Source organism: Streptomyces sp. NPDC086077 (assembly GCF_040686175.1).
GTDB lineage: Bacteria > Actinomycetota > Actinomycetes > Streptomycetales > Streptomycetaceae > Streptomyces.
Map to the genome: position 1 here is coordinate 1 of NZ_JBFBJT010000002.1, position 16,852 is coordinate 16,852.

Consider the following 16,852-nt stretch of genomic DNA (forward strand, 5'->3'; position numbering starts at 1 on the left):
CGCACGCGTCCGCGTGCGCCCCGGACCGGTCCCCCCTGCCCCTCTCGCACCCCGTCACGGTCCCGCACGACCAGCACCACCTCCCTGAAACCCACGTCGGAGCCGACGTGTACCCGACCGGAGGAGCCGCCGTGGCCGCTCAGCCCGATGCCGTACCGCCCACCGTCCCCGAGCAGCGAGCCGTCCACCCCGTCGACGAGAAACTCCCCGTCCTCCGAATGGCGACCACGGGCCTGCAGCACGTGGCCGCGATGTACGCGGGAGTCGTCGCCCCACCCCTGATCGTCGGCGCGGCCATCGGCCTGTCCGGCACCGAACTCACCTTCCTCACCGGCGCCTGCCTGTTCACCGCCGGCCTCGCGACCTTCCTCCAGACGCTCGGCATCTGGAAGATCGGCGCCCGCCTGCCGTTCGTCAACGGCGTCACCTTCGCCGGTGTCGCCCCCATGACCGCCGTCGTCGCCTCCACCGAGGACAAGTCCGACGCGCTGCCGATCATCTTCGGCGCGGTCATGGTCGCCGGTCTGCTCGGCTTCCTCGCGTCGTCCGTCTTCTGCAAGGCCGTCCGCTTCTTCCCGCCGGTCGTCACCGGCACCGTGATCACCCTCATCGGTGTCTCGCTGCTGCCGGTCGCCTTCGGCTGGGCGCAGGGCGCCAGCCCCACGGCGGACGACTTCGGTTCCCGGACCAACCTGGGCCTGGCGGCGGCGACCCTGGTCGTCGTGCTGCTGCTGCGCCGCTTCACCCGCGGCTTCGTCAAGCAGATCGCCGTCCTGCTGGGCCTGGTCGTCGGCACGCTGCTGGCGATCCCGTTCGGCGTGACGGACTTCTCGCCGGTCGCGGACGCGGACATCGTCGGCTTCCCCACGCCGTTCCACTTCGGCGCCCCGCAGTTCCAGCTGGCCGCGATCGTCTCGATGTGCGTGGTCATGGTGGTGTCGATGACCGAGTCGACCGCGGACATGCTGGCGCTCGGTGAGATCGTCGACCGCAAGGCGGACGAGAAGACCATCGCGGCGGGTCTGCGCGCCGACACCCTCGGCTCGGCGGTCAGCCCCGTCTTCAACGGCTTCATGTGCAGCGCCTTCGCGCAGAACATCGGCCTGGTGGCGATGACCCGGATCCGCAGCCGCTTCGTGGTCGCCACCGGCGGCGCGTTCCTGGTCCTGATGGGCCTGTGCCCGGTCGCGGCCTCGCTCATCGCCGTCGTACCGCGTCCGGTGCTGGGCGGCGCGGGCGTGGTCCTGTTCGGCTCGGTCGCCGCGAGCGGCATCCAGACCCTGGTCAGGGCCGGCCTCGACAAGGACAACAACGTCCTGATCGTCGCCGTCTCCCTCGCCGTCGGCATCATCCCGATCACCGCGCCGGAGTTCTACCACGCCTTCCCGGAGACCGCGAAGATCGTCCTCGACTCGGGCATATCGACGGGGTGTGTGGCGGCGGTCCTGCTGAACATGGTCTTCAACCACCTCGGCAGGGGCCGGGACGCGCAGGACGTCACGCATCCGATGGAGGCGGGGGAGGAGATCACCGGAGCGGCGACCCGGGCCCCCGCCACGCCATGAGACCGGAGCGTCGCGGGGCGGCGCCGGACCACGGGCGCGGTTCGGCGCCGACGGGTCCTACAGCCCGAACAGGCTCGGGTCGGTCGCCAGCTTCTTGAAGTACGCCTGCGGCTCGGCCAGCAGCCTGCGCTCCTTCAGATCCAGCAGCCCACCGACGCCGACCAGTTCGGCGGCGACCGTGCCCTCGGCCTTGCGGATCGTCTGCCGCATCCGGAACGTCTTGCCCTCGCCCCACTCGAAGACGCAGGTGACGTCGACCTCGTCGCCCGCCAGCAGCTCCCGCAGGTAGCGGATGTTGGTCTCCAGGGCGACCGGGCCCACGCCCGTCGCCACCAGGCCGGCCTGGGTGATCCCCGCCGCCCGGAGCAGCGACCAGCGGGCGTGCTCGGCGTAGTTCAGATAGACGGCCTGGTTGAGGTGGCCCTGCACATCGGTCTCGTATCCGCGGACCGTCACCCGGACGGAGAACGGTTCGGTCATGGCTTCCCCCTGTCGTGGCCGGCGCCGTGCGCCCTCGATCTCGGAATGCCCATCATGCCCTCCGCGGAGACGCCAGCAGATACCGCGCCCGCGTCCGTGGCTCGGTGTACTCGCCGACCTGCCAGCCCGCCCGCTCCAGCGTGGCCGCACAGGCCCGCAGTGCCCCGGCGTCCGGTTCGTACACGGCGACGGCCTCCGGCTGCGGGGTGGCCCGCACCCGGTAGCCGGCGGAGTCCTGACCGGCCGGGCGATGGTCCGCGGCCTCCAGCGCCAGCGCGGCGGCCTGCACCAGATGCGTCCGCTCCCAGCCGCACGGCCGGTCCGTGGCACCGTCGGGGTTCGTCATCCGGCGCAGCTCCAGCAGGCCCTGCCACGCGCTGTGCACCTCGCGGACACGGGACGGTCCGGCGTCCGGCGGAGCCTCCTCGCCCCCGATGCGTGCCGCGAACACACCGGTGGACGCGGGGGTCTCGGGCCTCGCCGGCTCGGCCTCCCGTATCCGGTGCCCCGCCGGCGTCAGGAAGTGATCGTGCGGCGGCCGGGGATGGCGGAACGCCAGCCCTCGCTTCACCAGCGCCGCGAGCTGCGCCTCCGTGCCCCTGAGCCGCCCGGTCACCGGATCGGCGGCGTCGATGACACGCCGCTGGGCGGCGGTCGGCGGTCGTGTCACGGCGTGCTCCCTCCGGGCGCTGGGCAGTCGTCCCACCGCTTCGAAGGCTACGACCCGGCTCTGACATTCCACCCGGCGACGACGGGCCGCCCGTGCTCGCTGCCCAGCCGGCCCAGCGCGCCCGTCGCCAGCTGGAAGAGCGCGCCGTCCTGCGGCGGCAGCCCCAGCCGCCGGGCGGTCAGCACCCGCAGGAAGTGCCCGTGCGACACCAGCACCACCACGCCCTCGGTGTTCGCGAGGGCGGCGTCGACCTTGCCCAGCATCCGGTCGGCCCGCGCGCCGACCTGCCGCACGCTCTCCCCCGGATGCTCCGGCGGCCCGGGCGTCACCCCGTCGGTGAACAGGAACCAGCCGGGGCGCTCCCGCTGGATCTCGACGGTGGTGATTCCCTCGTAGCCCCCGTAGTCCCACTCCAGCAGATCGGCGTCCACCCGCACCGCGCCGTGCAGCCCGATCAGCTCGGCCGTCTCCCGCGCGCGTTGCAGCGGGCTGACGAAGCAGGCGCCGATCCGGTGCGACCGGATCAGCGGCACCAGCGCGCGTGCCTCCTCCCGGCCGTGCTCGGTCAGCGGGACGTCCGTCAGGCCCGTGTGCCGCCCGGAGCGCGACCACTCGGTCTCCCCGTGCCGCACCAGCAGTAGATCACCCATGCGGCACACGCTAAGTGGCCGCTACTGCCGGTACCCGCCGAGGAATCGCCCGATCCGCCCGATCGCCGCCTCCAGATCATCCGCGTGCGGCAACGTCAGGATCCGGAAGTGATCCGGTGTCGGCCAGTTGAAGCCCGTCCCCTGGACCACCTGGATCTTCTCGCGCAGCAGCAGGTCCAGGACGAACCTCTCGTCGTCGTGGATCCTGTGCACCTTGGGGTCGATGCGCGGGAACGCGTACAGCGCGCCCTTCGGCTTCACGCACGACACACCGGGGATCTCGTTGAGCTTCTCCCAGGCCACGTTGCGCTGTTCGTGCAGCCGGCCGCCCGGCGCGGTCAGCTCGTGGATGGACTGCCGGCCGCCGAGCGCGGCCTGAATGGCGTACTGCGCGGGCGCGTTGGAGCACAGCCGCATGGAGGCCAGCATGGTCAGGCCCTCCAGATAGTCCCTGGCGTGCTGCCTGGGCCCGGTCACCACCAGCCAGCCGGAGCGGAAGCCCGCCACCCGGTACGTCTTCGACAGGCCGCAGAAGGTCAGGACCACCAGGTCGGGGGCGAGCGCGGCGGCCGAGTGGTGCACGGCGTCGTCGTACAGGATCTGGTCGTAGATCTCGTCGGCGAAGACCATCAGGCCGTGTCGGCGGGCCAGGTCGAGGATGCCCTCGACGATCTCCTTCGGGTAGACCGCGCCGGTGGGGTTGTTCGGGTTGATGAGGACCACGGCCTTGGTCCGGTCCGTGATCTTCGACGCCATGTCGTCCAGGTCGGGGTACCAGTCGGCCTGCTCGTCGCACAGGTAGTGGACCGCCTTGCCGCCGGCGAGGGTGGTCACCGCGGTCCAGAGCGGGAAGTCGGGGGCGGGGATCAGGATCTCGTCGCCGTCCTCGACCAGCGCCTGGACGGCCATCGACACCAGCTCGGAGACGCCGTTGCCGAGGAAGACGTCGTCGACGCCGACGTCCAGGCCCAGGGTCTGGTAGCGCTGGGCCACCGCGCGGCGGGCGGAGAGGATGCCGCGCGAGTCGGTGTAGCCGTGCGCCTGGGGCAGCATCCGGATCATGTCCTGGAGGATCTCCTCCGGCGCCTCGAAGCCGAAGAGCGCGGGGTTGCCGGTGTTGAGGCGCAGCACGCTGTGGCCCGCCTCCTCCAGCGCGTTGGCGTGCTCGATCACCGGGCCGCGGATCTCGTAACAGACCTCGCTCAACTTGTTCGACTGCCGGAACTCCATGCGGTGCGCCCCTCCGGTTGTGGTGTTGCTTGGTTTTACCAAGTGTGAGCTTGGAAAGTCCAACGACATGTCTAGACTGCGTCGCATGCCACCTCGTCGAAGTTACGACCAGTACTGCTCCGCCGCCCGTGCGCTCGATGTCGTGGGCGACCGCTGGACGCTGCTGATCGTCCGTGAACTTCTCGCCGGTCCCCGCCGTTACACGGACCTGCACGCGGACCTGCCGGGCGTCAGTACCGACGTACTCGCCTCGCGGCTGAAGGACATGGAGCGCGACGGGCTGACGACCAGGCGCCGGCTGCCGCCGCCCGGTGCGGCGTACGTGTACGAACTCACCGCACGTGGGCGCGAGTTGCTGCCCGTGCTCCAGGCGCTCGGCGGCTGGGGACAGGCCGAGCTCGGCGAGCGGCGGCCCACGGACGCGGTCCGGGCCCACTGGTTCGCACTGCCCCTCCTGCGGGCCCTGGAAGGCGAGGGGCTCGTCGAGGTGCGGCTGGAGGAGGGCGACTTCCATCTGTACGTCGGCGCCGAGGAGGGTGCCGTGTACGGCGACGGGCCGGCGCCCGGCGAGCCCGACGCCCTGCTGGTCCTCGGCACGGACACGTGCACGGCGGTCGCCCGCGGCGAGGTGGGCGTGGCCGAGGCCGTGCGGGACGGCCGGATCACCGTGTCCGGCGACAGCGCACTGGCCAAGACGCTGCGGGAGGCGTGAGGAAAAGCAGGAGGCCCGCACGGGGCGGGCCTCCTGGTGGGCGTCGGCAGCCCTGGGGCGCAGGGCATCAGACTCCGGTCGGCCGTCCCGCCCCCCGCGTCAGCGCGTACCCTCCGATGCCGGCCAGCGCGGCCAGCGCGCCGCCCACCGCCGTCCACACCCACCGGTCGGACCACCAGCCGGAGGCCCAGCCGTCCTCGGGCTCGATGCTCGACAGCACCGCCGAGTCCTCGTCGTCCTCCTCGGACTTGACGGCGGCCCCCGGCACCAGCGGCTCGGCCAGCGAGCCGTCCACCGCGGCGGCGCCGCCGATCTCCTTGGCCTCCACCCGCACCTCGGCGCCCACCGGCAGACCCAGGTCCGTCGTCGGCAGGCCCACCGCCGTGAGACGGATGTAGTACGTGCCCGGCAGCGGGTCGTTGGCCCAAGGCTCCGACCACGCACGGACCGTGCGCAGTGTGCAGGCCAGCTCCAGCGTGGCCGCGTCGGCGGCGGCGGTGCGCGTCTGCGACCCGTACTGGCAGGCCTGGCGGCGCCGCAGACCGTCGTACACGTCGAGCTGCCAGGTCTCGGCGGCGTGCGTCTGCGGCAGCTTCACCGTCGCCCTGACGGTGGGACGCTGACCGGCGTCGGCGGGGAACGACCAGTACAGGTAGTCGCCCGCGGAGGCGTCCGCGGTGGCCGTCCGCCCCTGGTCGAACTCGGCCGCCGTACGGAACGACGTGCCCGCCTGGACCGGCGTCGCGCCGTCCTGCGACGGGGCCGGTGACGGGGAGTCGGCCGCGGCCGGGGCGGCGGCCCATCCCAGCGCCAGCAGTGCCACGCCCAAAGCCCTCACGATACGCATCAGTTGGTCCTCCAGACCGCGACCCGCCAGCGTGACAGCCAGCCCCACAGCAGACCGGCGACGAAACCGGTCAGGACGAGAGCGCCGAGCAGCCACCAGCCGCGCCCGAGGCCGAAGGCGGCCACGTCGTCCGACGCGGAGGGCCCGTCGACGACGTCGATCGTCAGTTCCAGTGGCAGGCCCGGCGTGGTCTTCACACCGGAGGCCGCCGAGAACGAGTGGGTGACCTGAAGGCACACGCTCTCGGCCAGGGGCTCGTCCTCGTCGCTGTCGCGCTTCGGGTAGCGCAACCCCGTCGAGATCACGTCCGTACGGCCGTTGCCCGCCGCCTCGCCCCGGACGATCTCGCGGCCCTTCGCCGTGACCGCCCGCAGCAGCACACCGTGCGCCGGGGTGACGTCCCGGTCCGCGGACACGCTCACGGAGGCGCGCAGTTCCTGGCCGGGCAGCACGTCCACCCGGTACCAGCGCTGCTGCCCGAACTCCTCGCGGTCGGTGAACAGGCCCGACTTCAACGTCGGCGCCTGCGCGCACTGCTCCGCGCCCTCGGCGGCCACCGGCGTCACCACCGGATCGGCCGCCCGGTCCACCAACTGGTTCACCCGGTCGGTGAGTTCGTCCGTGTGCTGCACCGACGTGTACGTGCCGCCGGTCGCCTCGGCGATGCAGCTCAGTTGCCGGCGCATCTTGGTGTTGGGCACCAGGCCGAGCGTGTCGATGGTGAGACCGATGCCCTTGGCGGCGATCTCGCGGGCCACCTCGCACGGGTCGAGCGGGGCGCAGGTGTCCTCGCCGTCGCTGATCAGCACGATCCGCTTGGAGCCGGTGCCGCCGTCGAGGTCGCCGGCCGCCTTCAGCAGCGCCGGGCCTATAGGGGTCCAGCCGGTCGGCGTCAGCGTGGCCACCGCCGCCTTGGCCTCGGTGCGGTCCAGCGGGCCGACCGGATAGAGCTGGGCGGTGTCCTTGCAGCCCGTCTTCTGGTCGTCGCCGGGGTAGTTGGCGCCGAGGGTGCGGATACCGAGCTGTACGTCCTCGGGCGTGGCGTCCAGCACCTCGTTGAACGCCTGCTTCGCCGCCGCCATCCGCGACTGGCCGTCGATGTCCCGCGCCCGCATCGAACCGCTGACGTCCAGTACGAGGTCGACCTTGGGCGCGGCGGCCGTGGTCTCGTCGGCGAGCGCCGTCGACGGGAGCGCGATCCCGGCCGCCAGCGCGGCGAGCAGGGCGCAGGCCCCTGCCGCCAGCCGTTGTCTTGTGATCATCGGCGGATCCTATTGATCGGAGGTGTCGCACTCCAAAACAGGAGATCGTCGGGCCCGCACGGGAGGCCGTCCGGATCCGGAGCGGCCGGTCAATGAAGTGGATTGGGCAGCTCCGCCCAGAGATCGCCGACCCGTCCCGGCGACAGCCGCATCAGCGTCAGCGCCTTCGTCGGCAGCGGCTCCTCGCACAGCGCGGCGAGGTCGGGGGAGCGCGGCAGCTCTCGTACGGCAGTCGCCAGTGCCGCCGCCAGCGTCGGCCCCGACCCCGCGGTCCCGGCCAGCGCGCCCGCCACCAGCGAGCCGAACAGCTTGCGCCGCAGCGCCGTCACGTCGTCCGTGACGATCCGGGCGGGCAGCTCCGGATCCGGGATGCCGTGCCGGGCCAGACGGGCCGGGCTGACGCGGATGTCGGCCAGGTCGCGGTAGACCAGCCGCACCGGCGCGCCGCTCACGGACAGCACGACGAGGAGGTTCTGGCCGTGCGCCTCCAGTGCCACGCCCAGCTCCAGCAGCCGCAGCCCGACGGCGAGGGCGAGCCGCGCGAACTCGCCGAGCCACGCCGCGGACCGCGCGAGTCCCGTGGTCGCGAGCGCCGCCACCGGCAGCACCCGCTCACCGGGGCCCGCGTACTCCCGCGGCGACTCCCGCAGCACGGCCGCCAGATCCGGCGACCCGTCCGTGGCCGCGCCCAGCGTGCGCGTGACGTGCAACAGGCCGTCCGTGCGGGCCGCCAGCTCCTCCGCGAACGCCGAAAGGGTCATGGACGCGGCGACCGACGGCACCGAGATGTCCCGCACGGACGACGTCAGACGCGCGCTGAGCGCCGTCTTGACGTGCGCCCCGTCGTCCAGGGCGAGGGTGCGCAGGGACATCAGTGGGTGCCCGGTGAGCCGCTCCTCGCACGGTCGCTTCAGCACATGCGCCGCCTGCCACGGATGCACCGGGAGCAGCACCCGCTCCCCGTCCCGCATCCGGTCCGGCCACGCCCCCGTCACCAGACACGTCTCCGCCGGGACCGGCACCAGACCGAGCCCCACCAGCGGGCGGTGCTCGGGGGCGTGGGCGAGTTGCTCGGCCACCGAGAATCCCGGCCGGGAGCGGCAGTTCGGGTGGTACGGATGCCCGTCCACCACCCGCTGCTCCCACTGCCAGTCGCTTTCGGGCCACTCTTCCGGGTGAGTCGGCTGTGCCGCCCTGGACAGGGCCAGGGAGGCGGCGCTGTGGTCGAGTTCCGCGGCGAGTTCGGCACCGTGCGGTACGGCGAGATCCGTCATCAGCCGTGCCGGACGGTCGTACCGCACACCGTCCAGCCGTACGGCGGTGACATAGGCGGCGGTCGCGTACGGGTCCGGCGCGGGGCCGTGCAGCCGGCGCCCGTCGCGCAGCCGCAGGGTGACGCCGTCCGGCCCCGGCACGCGGCCCTCGATCCAGGGGAGCGGCTCATGGGTGAGCGCACGCCACAGGCGCGTCAGTACGGCCGCCCGGGCGTCGGGCAGTTCGGCCGCGTACCGCGCGGCGAGGTCCGGACGGACGACGGACAGCTCGTCGGCGACCTCGGCCTCGGCGGTGGGGGGACGGTGCACGGGCGGGCTCCTCGGGAACGGGTCGGGGGCAGGCTGGCCTGACCTCCGCGGTCACTGCGGGCGTGACGACCGCGATACTGATCGTCTCCGCCTGAATGAACCGTAGGGAACGAGTGGAACGCGTGGACCTCATCCCCCCACCCGGCGGCGCCGACGCCGCGGCACCCGACGACGTCGCCGATCTGGCCGACGCCCACGCGTCCGCGCCGCTGCTCAACTGTCTGTTGCGCGAGGTGGCGCGGCCCCTGCCGGGCCGGGAAGGGGTCTACCGGCTGCCCGGCGGTGACCGGTTGCTGCGGGTGCGCGGCGGCCGGCGGCCCACCGCGCCCGAGGTGTACACGCCCCACGGCTGGCACCGCCTCGACCACACCGAACTCGTCGGACTCGTCACCGAGGAACTGCGCCGCCACACCGGCCTGTCCAACCACGAACTGCCCGCCGAGATGACCGACAGCCGGGAAGCCGTAGCCGCCATCCTCGCCGCACGCGCGCATGCCACCCCCTCGGACGACCCCTACCTGCGCTCCGAGCAGTCCCTGGTCACCGGTCACCCCCACCACCCCGCCCCCAAGGCGCGCGGCGGCGGACCGGCCGCGGGCTGGCTCCCGTACGCCCCCGAGGCGTACGCCCGTTTCCCCCTCGTCCTGCTCGGGGTGCGCGAGGACACCGTCGTGGAGGAGGGCGACACGTCTGCGCTCGACACGCTCGGCGAACCCCCGCCCGGCTACCGGCTGCTGCCCGCCCACCCCTGGCAGCTCGACCTGACCGCCCGTGAACTCGCCCCCGCCTTCGCCGACGGCCGGCTGATCCGGCTGGGCCGCACCGCCGCCCCGGTCTGGCCCACGGCCGCGATCCGCACGGTGTACGCCCCGGAGCGTGATCTCTTCCTGAAGTTCAGCCTCGACGTGCGCATCACCAACGACGTACGGCGGCTGTGGCGGCACGACCTGCTGAAGCTGCGCCGCACCGACGCCGCCGCGAGCCGGGCGCTGGCGGGAGGGACGGCGGCCTGGCTGTCCGACCGGGGCTACCGCACCGCCGGCTTCGCCTTCGAGGAACTGGCCGTACTGGTCCGCGACGGGCTGCGCGGCCACGTCCTGCCCGGCGCGACCCCGTTCCTGGCCGCCGGGCTGGTCGAGGGCTTCACGGGCAGCCCGCTGGACGGCCCGACGGACCCCGAGCGCTGGTGGGAGGCGTATCTGCGCCAGGTGGTGCCCCCCGTCCTCGCGGCCTTCTCGGGCCACGGTGTCGTACTGGAGGCGCACTTGCAGAACTCGCTGGTGGCCTGTGACGCCGACGGGGCGCCGGTGCAGGCGCTGTTCCGGGACGCGGAGGGCGTCAAGCTGCTGCCGGACGTGGAGCGGGCCGCAGGGTGGGAGCGGCTGGTCTACTGCCTGGTCGTCAACCACCTGGCGGAGCTCGCCGGGGCACTCGCCGAACGGCACCCGGGGCTGGCCCCCTGGCCCGCCGTCCGCCGCGAGCTGTCCCGGCACGACGTGCCCGAGATCGCCGGCCTGCTCACCGCGCCGGCACTCCCCGCGAAGACCAACCTGCTGTTGCGCTGGACGGGAGCGGACGGCGCCGACGCCCGCTACCGGCCGTTGCCCAACCCGCTGGCCGAAGGATAGGCCCCGGTCACCTGTTCGCACACCTGGCTTACTCTGACCGGTGTGCCGCGCGGTGGGCGGCCAGGGGCGGGAAGGGCGGAGCATGCTGGAGCCGGTAGGTCTCACGGACATCGAGACCGACGCGTATCGCGCCCTCGTCCTCGCCGTCTCGGCGTCGGTGACGGACGTGTCCGCGGCGACGGGCACGGACGCCGAGGCCGCTCAGCGCCTCCTCGCGGCGCTGGAGGAGAAGGGCCTGGCCCGCGCGGTGGAGGGCGCACCGGGGCGGTTCGTCGCCAACCCGCCCGATGTGACCCTGCTGCCCCGGCTCGAACGCCGGGCCGGTGACCTGGACAAGGCCCGCGCCGTCATCTCCGAGCTCATGGAGGCCTATCGCCACCACGCCTGGGCCCGGGACGCGGGGGAGGTCGTCGAGATCATCACGGGCGCCGGGGCGCTGCGTCAGCGGCTCCAGCAGATCCAGTCCAGCGCCCGCCGTGAACTGCTCTGGTTCTGCAAGGCGCAGTACGTCGCGATGCCGTCGGGCACCAATCAGGCCGAGTTCGACGCCATGGCCGAGGGGGTCGCCTACCGGGTCCTGTACGAGCAGGCGTTCTTCGACGACGCCGGGGCCGTCGACAACGTCGTCAGGGCCGTGCGGGCGGGTGAGGTGGCGCGTGCCGTGCCCGCGCTGCCGCTGCGGATGGCCATCGCCGACCGGTGCCTGGCCATCTGTCCACTGGCGCCGGCCGGCCCGGCGGGCGACCCCCGTGACGTGACGGCGGCAGTCATCCGCGGCAGCAGTCTGCTGGGCGCCCTCGTGGCGCTGTTCGAGCGCTACTGGGAGATCGGCGTTCCCCTGCATGTGACGCCGGAGGGCCGGCTCGGCGGATCCGGCGCGCAGGCCGACCCCACCGCGCTCACCGCGGACGACCGGCACCTGCTCTCGCTGATGGTGGCCGGACTCACGGACCAGGCCATCGCCGGCCAGCTCGGCATCAGCCGCCGCACCGTCCAGCGGCGTATCCAGGGCCTGATGAGCCTCGCGGGTGTCGCCACCAGGATGCAGCTCGGCTGGCACGCCGCCCGCCGCAACTGGATCTGAGCCCCCGGGCGTGGACCCGCGCGTCGACGGCGGGTCCACGGACCAGGGGGCGTGCTCAGGCGCGGGCGGGCTGGGCGTACAGGCTCTTGCCGCCGCACACGTACAGCACCTGCCCGGTGACCGACCGGCTCGCGGGCGAGGCGAAGTACCGCGCGGCCCAGGCCACGTCGGACGCTTCGCCGAGGGTGCCCATGGGCTGGGCGAGCAGCAGCCGGTCCATCACCTCCTGGGGCTCGCGGCGCAGCAACGGCGTGTCGATCAGGCCCGGCGCGAGGCAGTTGACGGTGATGCCGTACTTCGCCAGCTCGATGGCGAGGGACCGGGTGGCGGAGACGACAGCGCCCTTGGAGGAGGCGTAGGCGAGCTGCCCGTACCAGCCGAGCCAGGCCCGGGACGCCACGTTGACGATGCGTCCGGTCCGCCGCGGGATCATGGAGGTGGCGGCGGCCTGGCTGCACAGGAAGACGCCGGTCTGGTTGACGGCGACGGTCTTGGCCCACTCCTCGTCGGTGATGTTGCGGACCCCGTGGTCGATGCTGATGCCCGCGTTGTTCACGAGGACGTCCACCGGGCCGAGCCGCTCCTCGACCTCGGCGAAGAGCCGGGTCACCGCCTCGCGGGAGGCGACGTCCACGGGCAGTCCGACGGCCTTGGCGCCCAGCTCACTCAGTTGCCGGGCGGCGAGCTCCGCCCGGTCGGCGTCGATGTCCGCGAGTGCCACGCTCGCTCCGGCGGTGGCGAACTCGCGGGCGATCTCCAGCCCGATGCCGCTGCCGGCACCGGTCACCACGGCGACCTGTCCGCCGAGATCCATGGGGTTTCCTTCGTTCTGGGTCATCGTGCTTCCGGTTTCAGACGGACAGGCTGGACAGCAGGCTCGCGCCGCCGCAGACGTACAGGACCTGGCCGGTGACGTAGCCGCTGCGGGCGTCCGCGAGGAAGGCGGCGGTCTCGGCGATGTCCTGCGCGGTCACCGGATGCGGGGTGAGTGCCTCGGGTTCGTACAGGTGGGTGTTCTCGGGGCGGCCGGAGTCACGCAGCGGGCTGCCCTCGGGCGGGAGCGCGGCGACCACGTTCACCGTGACCCCGCGGCGGCCCAGGCGCAGGGCCAGGCTGCGGGCCGTGGCGACCAGCGCCCCGCTCTCGGCGGCCAGGTCGGGGCGGCTCGGCCAGCCCAGCCCGTCCCGGCTCGCGACGACGACGACACGGCAGCCGCCGTCCTGCCGCGGACGAAGACGCGGGCCCAACCGGTCGAGGGCGGTGTAGAGCTGGTCCGCCGGGCGGCCGGAGAGCTCGTCGTCGAGCAGGCCCGGCTCGTGGACGACGACGTCGAGAGGACCGGCCGGTCCGGCCGGGGCTTCCACGGCCGTCTCGACGTCGTGGCCGGCGGACCTGAGCCGGGCGGCGATCGCGCGCGCCGTGGCGGTGCCGGCCGGGTCCAGGACCAGGGCGCGGCGGGGGGAGGTGGTGTCGGACATGGACAGAGGGCCTTTCGGTCGGCTCAGTCGGAGGTGAGGATGTGGACGGAGCACGCCCCGTTGTCGACGCCGAAGATGCCGCCGCCGGTGACATGCGTGAGAGCCACGGAGGCGTTCGGCACCTGGAGATCGCCGGCCTGGCCGGTGAGCTGCCAGTACGCCTCGCAGATCTGGGTGGCTCCGGTGGCCCCGACCGGGTGGCCGCGGGACATCAGCCCACCGCTGGGGCTGACGGCGACGCGCCCGTCGCGGTCGAACTCGCCGTTCCTGACGGCATGGTGGGCCTTGCCGCGCTCCGCGATGCCGAGGGCCTCGGAGTGCAGGAGCTCGGCGATGCTGAACGCGTCGTGCAGCTCGACCAGGTCGAGGTCGCCCGGCATGAGCCCGGCCATGTCGTAGGCGGCCCGGGCCGCGCGCTCGGTGATGTCGGGCCAGGTCATGTCCCGGTACGCGGTGTGGAAGGTGCCGGACCGCACGACACTGGCGCGCATGCGCACGCTCGGCGTCCCCAGCTCGCGGGCCACCTCCTCGGTGCACAGCAGCACCGCGGCGGCGCCGTCGCTGTTGGGGCAGCAGTGCAGCAGCCGCAGCGGATCAGCGACCGGGCGGGAGGCGGCGACGTCCGCCTCGGAGACCTCGCGCCGGAAGTGGGCGCGGGGATTGAGCGCGCCGTTGCGGCGGTTCTTGACGGACACCGCCGTCAGGTCGTCCACCGAGGCGCCGAAGTCGTGCAGGTACCGCTGGGCGCGCATGGCGTACGCGGCGGGCATCACCATGCCCTGCTCGATCTCGATGTCGTTGGTCGTCAGCGGGAGCGTGCCGCCGCCGAACCCGGAGAGGTTCTCCGCACCGAAGGCGATCACGACGTCGGCCGACCCGGAGGCCACGGCCTGCCAGCCCAGGTGCACAGCGGAGGCACCGCTCGCGCAGGCGTTCTCGACGGTGAAGACGGGCTGCCCGGAGACGCCGACGCGCTGCAGGACGCGCTGGGTGAGCAGCGAGCCGCCGTACGTCGAACCGCCGAAGCCGGCGTGGACCGCGTCGGGGGTGATCCCGGTCCGGTCGAGCAGTTCCCGGACCGCGCGGTGGCCGAGCTCGGCGGCGTTCAGCGTGGGGTGCTTGCCGAAGGGCTGGACGGCCGCCCCGGCGACGTGGACGGGCCTCATCGGGTACCTCCTGTGGTGGCTTCCCCGCCGTCGACCGGGGTCACGGCGTACGAGGTGAGCACGGATTCGCCGGTGCCGGCGATGGGCGCGACGGTCAGCCGGACCGGGGTGCCGGGCGCCGGCGCCTCCTCGGCTCCCGGGCTGTGGGCGAGCAGACGCACGCCGCTGATGTCGACGTACGTCAGGACGTACGGGGCCTGGAAGCCGCGCGGCGCGATCCGGACGACGGAGGAGGCGTAGACGCGTCCCTCCGTCTCGCTGCGGATGTCGTGCACGGCGTCCGACGCGCAGGTGGAGCACGCCTCGCGGGGCGGGAACCAGCGGGCGGCGCAGTTGTCGCAGACCGTGATGGTCAGCGTGGTGCGGTCCCCGTCCTGATGGGTCCACTCGGCTCCGACCTGACGGTCGGCCGAGGGTGGCGACTGCGTTGAGGGCATGGGTTCGAAGTCCTTCCGGGAGGATTGGGATCAGCGGCCGTGGAACTCGGGCGGGCGCCGCTCGGCGAAGGCGGTACGGCCCTCCACGCGGTCGTCGGTGTCCCGCAGCACGCCCCACAGCAGCTGCTCGACGGCGATCGACTGCGTCAACGGCAGGTCCTGCGTGCGGTCGGCGAGGGCCTTGAGGCTCTTGATGGCCAGGGGGCCGTTGGCGGCGATGCGGTCGGCGATGTCCAGGGCGGTGGGCAGCAGGTCCCCGGTGGGGACGACGTCGCTGACGAGGCCGATGCGGTGGGCCTCCTGGGCGTCGATGCGGTCGCCGGTGAGGATCATCTTCATGGCGACGGCCCGGGGGATCGCGCGCAGCAGCCGGGTCACGCCGCCCACGGCGGGGACGCTGGCCACGCGCGCCTCCGGCAGGCCGAAGGTGGCGTTCTCACCGGCGATCCGGACGTCGCATTCGAGGGCGATCTCGGCGCCGCCGCCCAGGGCGTGCCCGTTGACGGCGGCGATCAGCGGTTTGCCGATGTTCAGCTCGCTGAGCGTGAGGGCGCGGACGTACAGGCCCTCCTCGACGCTCTGCTCGTACGGTGCGAAGTAGGCGCCGGCGAACGAGGTCCGCGGCGGGAGCGTCTTCTTCAGATCGGCGCCGGCGCAGAAGGCGCGGTCCCCCGCGCCGGTGATGACGCCGACGGCGAGCTTGGGGTCGTCGCGGAAGTCGCGCAGCACCTCGTTGAGGGCGCGCATCGCGTCCACGTCCAGCGCGTTGAGCGCCTCGGGGCGGTTGATGCGCACGATCAGTGTCCGGTCCGTGCGCTCGGTCTCGATGGCCATGGTCAGCCCACCACTCCTTCTTCCGCGAGGTGTTCGTACGTGTCCGGGTCCAGGCCCAGCAGGCCCACGCAGACCGCGCGGGTGTCGGCGCCGAGCAGGGGCGCCGGGCCGCGCAGCGCGCCGGGGGTGGCGGACAGCCGGTAGGGGATGTTGTCGTAGACGCTGGGGCCCATTTCGGGGTGGTCGAGGACGACCCAGTGGCCCCGGGCGTTCAACTGGGGGTCGGCGAGAACCTGTCCGGCGTCGCTCACCACGGCCGCCGGCACGCCTGCCGCGGTGAGCGCCTCGGCCAGCTCGTCGGCCGGCCGGGCGGCGGTGGCCGACGCCACGGCCGCGTCCAGCTCCTGCCGGGCGGCGCGGCGCCCCTCGGCGGTCGCGAAGCCGGGCCGGGAGGCCCACTCGGGGTGCCCGAGGGTCTCGGTGAGCGCCGTCCACTGGTCGTCGGTGGTGACGCTCACGGCGCACCAGCGGTCCTCGCCGGCGCACGGATAGACGCCGTGCGGTGCCGCGACCGTGTCCTCGTTGCCGGACCTGCCGGTGGGCAGCCCGGCGGCCGCCGCGAGCAGCGCGGGACCGACGACGTTGACGGTGGACTCCAGCTGGGCGAGCTCGATGTACTGGCCCTCGCCGGTCCTGCGCCGCCGGCGCAGTGCGGCGAGCACCGCGACCGCGGCGTGCAGCGGGTTGGGCACGTGGTCGGGGTAGTTGGTGCCCGTGCCCACCGGGGGCCGTCCGATGTGGCCGGTCAGCCCCAGCAGCCCGCCGGCGGCGGCGATGGTCAGGCCGTAGCCCCGGAAGTCGCGGTGCGGTCCGGCGTTGCCCTGCATCGGCATGTCCAGGTAGACGACGTCCGGCCGTACCTCGAGGACGTCCTGGTAGCCGAGGCCGAGCCGGTCCATCGTGCCGGGCGTGAAGTTGTTCGCCACGACGTCGCTGCGCGCGATGAGTTCGAGGGCCAGGTCCCTGCCGCGCGGGTCCTTGAGGTCCAGGCAGACGGACCGCTTGCTGGTGTTGCGGTTGGCGAAGTAGCCGCTGCGGTCGGTGCCGGGGGAGCCGTCACGGAAGGGGGCCATGCTGCGGATCGGGTCGGTGCGCGTCCGGGACTCGATCTTGATGACGTCGGCGCCGTGGTCGGCGAGCGGTTTGGTCAGGAACGGGCCCGCGCCGACCCAGGTGAAGTCGGCGACGCGTATCCCGTCGAGCGGGAGCCGGGAGGGCATGGTGCT

At 73.2% G+C, this 16,852-nt stretch carries 17 protein-coding genes; 4 read left to right on the forward strand and 13 right to left on the reverse strand.

Annotated elements, in window-relative coordinates:
• Positions 1 to 218 precede the first annotated feature (218 nt).
• A complete protein-coding gene (locus AB0O67_RS00560; RefSeq protein ID WP_365444075.1) occupies positions 219 to 1,565 on the forward strand; it encodes a nucleobase:cation symporter-2 family protein in 1,347 nt (448 codons plus the stop codon).
• Between the two features lie 57 nt (positions 1,566 to 1,622).
• Here the strand turns inward: AB0O67_RS00560 and AB0O67_RS00565 are convergent, their stop codons facing one another.
• Genes AB0O67_RS00565 through AB0O67_RS00580 form a run of 4 tightly spaced genes read right to left on the reverse strand, consistent with a single transcriptional unit; the run spans position 1,623 to position 4,595 of the window.
• Positions 1,623 to 2,045 (reverse strand): acyl-CoA thioesterase, encoded by a 423-nt coding sequence (locus AB0O67_RS00565; protein ID WP_365443747.1) that lies wholly within the window; start codon positions 2,043 to 2,045, stop codon positions 1,623 to 1,625.
• A 52-nt stretch (positions 2,046 to 2,097) separates the two neighbouring features.
• Positions 2,098 to 2,715, reverse strand: a complete 618-nt coding sequence (locus AB0O67_RS00570; protein WP_365443750.1) for a hypothetical protein — start codon at positions 2,713 to 2,715, stop codon at positions 2,098 to 2,100.
• Between the two features lie 47 nt (positions 2,716 to 2,762).
• A complete protein-coding gene (locus AB0O67_RS00575) occupies positions 2,763 to 3,365 on the reverse strand; it encodes a histidine phosphatase family protein (RefSeq protein ID WP_365443753.1) in 603 nt (200 codons plus the stop codon).
• Between the two features lie 21 nt (positions 3,366 to 3,386).
• On the reverse strand, positions 3,387 to 4,595 hold the full coding sequence (locus tag AB0O67_RS00580; protein WP_365443756.1) for a pyridoxal phosphate-dependent aminotransferase: 1,209 nt from the start codon (positions 4,593 to 4,595) through the stop codon (positions 3,387 to 3,389).
• 85 nt (positions 4,596 to 4,680) lie between these two features.
• Here AB0O67_RS00580 and AB0O67_RS00585 point away from each other — a divergent pair, with 85 nt between their 5' ends.
• Positions 4,681 to 5,307, forward strand: a complete 627-nt coding sequence (locus AB0O67_RS00585; RefSeq protein WP_365443759.1) for a winged helix-turn-helix transcriptional regulator — start codon at positions 4,681 to 4,683, stop codon at positions 5,305 to 5,307.
• A 67-nt stretch (positions 5,308 to 5,374) separates the two neighbouring features.
• On the opposite strand, the gene AB0O67_RS00590 is transcribed toward AB0O67_RS00585, so the two are convergent.
• The 3 genes from AB0O67_RS00590 to AB0O67_RS00600 form a co-directional block, all read right to left on the reverse strand.
• Positions 5,375 to 6,154, reverse strand: coding sequence for a hypothetical protein (locus AB0O67_RS00590; RefSeq protein WP_365443762.1), 780 nt, complete (start codon positions 6,152 to 6,154; stop codon positions 5,375 to 5,377).
• Positions 6,154 to 7,416, reverse strand: coding sequence for a VWA domain-containing protein (locus AB0O67_RS00595; RefSeq protein ID WP_365443765.1), 1,263 nt, complete (start codon positions 7,414 to 7,416; stop codon positions 6,154 to 6,156). The genes AB0O67_RS00590 and AB0O67_RS00595 overlap by 1 nt, the downstream gene beginning before the upstream one ends.
• 89 nt (positions 7,417 to 7,505) lie before the next feature.
• Positions 7,506 to 8,999: an IucA/IucC family protein gene (locus tag AB0O67_RS00600; protein WP_365443768.1), complete on the reverse strand. Its 1,494-nt coding sequence runs from the start codon at positions 8,997 to 8,999 to the stop codon at positions 7,506 to 7,508.
• Between the two features lie 113 nt (positions 9,000 to 9,112).
• Here AB0O67_RS00600 and AB0O67_RS00605 point away from each other — a divergent pair, with 113 nt between their 5' ends.
• Both AB0O67_RS00605 and AB0O67_RS00610 read left to right on the forward strand, forming a co-directional pair.
• Positions 9,113 to 10,627, forward strand: a complete 1,515-nt coding sequence (locus AB0O67_RS00605; protein WP_365443771.1) for an IucA/IucC family protein — start codon at positions 9,113 to 9,115, stop codon at positions 10,625 to 10,627.
• Between the two features lie 82 nt (positions 10,628 to 10,709).
• Positions 10,710 to 11,711, forward strand: coding sequence for a helix-turn-helix domain-containing protein (locus AB0O67_RS00610; protein ID WP_365443774.1), 1,002 nt, complete (start codon positions 10,710 to 10,712; stop codon positions 11,709 to 11,711).
• Positions 11,712 to 11,766: 55 nt separating this feature from the next.
• Here the strand turns inward: AB0O67_RS00610 and AB0O67_RS00615 are convergent, their stop codons facing one another.
• Genes AB0O67_RS00615 through AB0O67_RS00640 form a run of 6 tightly spaced genes read right to left on the reverse strand, consistent with a single transcriptional unit; the run spans position 11,767 to position 16,846 of the window.
• A complete protein-coding gene (locus tag AB0O67_RS00615) occupies positions 11,767 to 12,525 on the reverse strand; it encodes an SDR family NAD(P)-dependent oxidoreductase (RefSeq protein ID WP_365443777.1) in 759 nt (252 codons plus the stop codon).
• A gap of 37 nt (positions 12,526 to 12,562) precedes the next feature.
• Complete coding sequence (locus tag AB0O67_RS00620) at positions 12,563 to 13,189, reverse strand: SDR family oxidoreductase (RefSeq protein ID WP_365443780.1); 627 nt, start codon at positions 13,187 to 13,189, stop codon at positions 12,563 to 12,565.
• Positions 13,190 to 13,212: 23 nt separating this feature from the next.
• Positions 13,213 to 14,355: a thiolase family protein gene (locus tag AB0O67_RS00625; protein ID WP_365443783.1), complete on the reverse strand. Its 1,143-nt coding sequence runs from the start codon at positions 14,353 to 14,355 to the stop codon at positions 13,213 to 13,215.
• Positions 14,352 to 14,792 carry an OB-fold domain-containing protein gene (locus AB0O67_RS00630; protein WP_365443786.1) on the reverse strand — a complete coding sequence of 147 codons (441 nt, stop codon included), beginning with the start codon at positions 14,790 to 14,792 and terminating at the stop codon, positions 14,352 to 14,354. The genes AB0O67_RS00625 and AB0O67_RS00630 overlap by 4 nt, the downstream gene beginning before the upstream one ends.
• Before the next feature lie 30 nt (positions 14,793 to 14,822).
• A complete protein-coding gene (locus AB0O67_RS00635) occupies positions 14,823 to 15,626 on the reverse strand; it encodes an enoyl-CoA hydratase-related protein (RefSeq protein WP_365443789.1) in 804 nt (267 codons plus the stop codon).
• A 2-nt stretch (positions 15,627 to 15,628) separates the two neighbouring features.
• Positions 15,629 to 16,846 carry a CoA transferase gene (locus AB0O67_RS00640; RefSeq protein WP_365443792.1) on the reverse strand — a complete coding sequence of 406 codons (1,218 nt, stop codon included), beginning with the start codon at positions 16,844 to 16,846 and terminating at the stop codon, positions 15,629 to 15,631.
• Positions 16,847 to 16,852 lie beyond the last annotated feature (6 nt).

Coding starts and splice junctions, on each gene's coding strand:
- AB0O67_RS00560 (WP_365444075.1), top strand. CDS start 219: ATGGCGACCACGGGCCTGCAGCACGTGGCCGCGATGTACGCGGGAGTC.
- AB0O67_RS00565 (WP_365443747.1), bottom strand. CDS start 2,045: ATGACCGAACCGTTCTCCGTCCGGGTGACGGTCCGCGGATACGAGACC.
- AB0O67_RS00575 (WP_365443753.1), bottom strand. CDS start 3,365: ATGGGTGATCTACTGCTGGTGCGGCACGGGGAGACCGAGTGGTCGCGC.
- AB0O67_RS00580 (WP_365443756.1), bottom strand. CDS start 4,595: ATGGAGTTCCGGCAGTCGAACAAGTTGAGCGAGGTCTGTTACGAGATC.
- AB0O67_RS00585 (WP_365443759.1), top strand. CDS start 4,681: ATGCCACCTCGTCGAAGTTACGACCAGTACTGCTCCGCCGCCCGTGCG.
- AB0O67_RS00590 (WP_365443762.1), bottom strand. CDS start 6,154: ATGCGTATCGTGAGGGCTTTGGGCGTGGCACTGCTGGCGCTGGGATGG.
- AB0O67_RS00595 (WP_365443765.1), bottom strand. CDS start 7,416: ATGATCACAAGACAACGGCTGGCGGCAGGGGCCTGCGCCCTGCTCGCC.
- AB0O67_RS00610 (WP_365443774.1), top strand. CDS start 10,710: ATGCTGGAGCCGGTAGGTCTCACGGACATCGAGACCGACGCGTATCGC.
- AB0O67_RS00615 (WP_365443777.1), bottom strand. CDS start 12,525: ATGGATCTCGGCGGACAGGTCGCCGTGGTGACCGGTGCCGGCAGCGGC.
- AB0O67_RS00620 (WP_365443780.1), bottom strand. CDS start 13,189: ATGTCCGACACCACCTCCCCCCGCCGCGCCCTGGTCCTGGACCCGGCC.
- AB0O67_RS00625 (WP_365443783.1), bottom strand. CDS start 14,355: ATGAGGCCCGTCCACGTCGCCGGGGCGGCCGTCCAGCCCTTCGGCAAG.
- AB0O67_RS00630 (WP_365443786.1), bottom strand. CDS start 14,792: ATGCCCTCAACGCAGTCGCCACCCTCGGCCGACCGTCAGGTCGGAGCC.
- AB0O67_RS00635 (WP_365443789.1), bottom strand. CDS start 15,626: ATGGCCATCGAGACCGAGCGCACGGACCGGACACTGATCGTGCGCATC.
- AB0O67_RS00640 (WP_365443792.1), bottom strand. CDS start 16,846: ATGCCCTCCCGGCTCCCGCTCGACGGGATACGCGTCGCCGACTTCACC.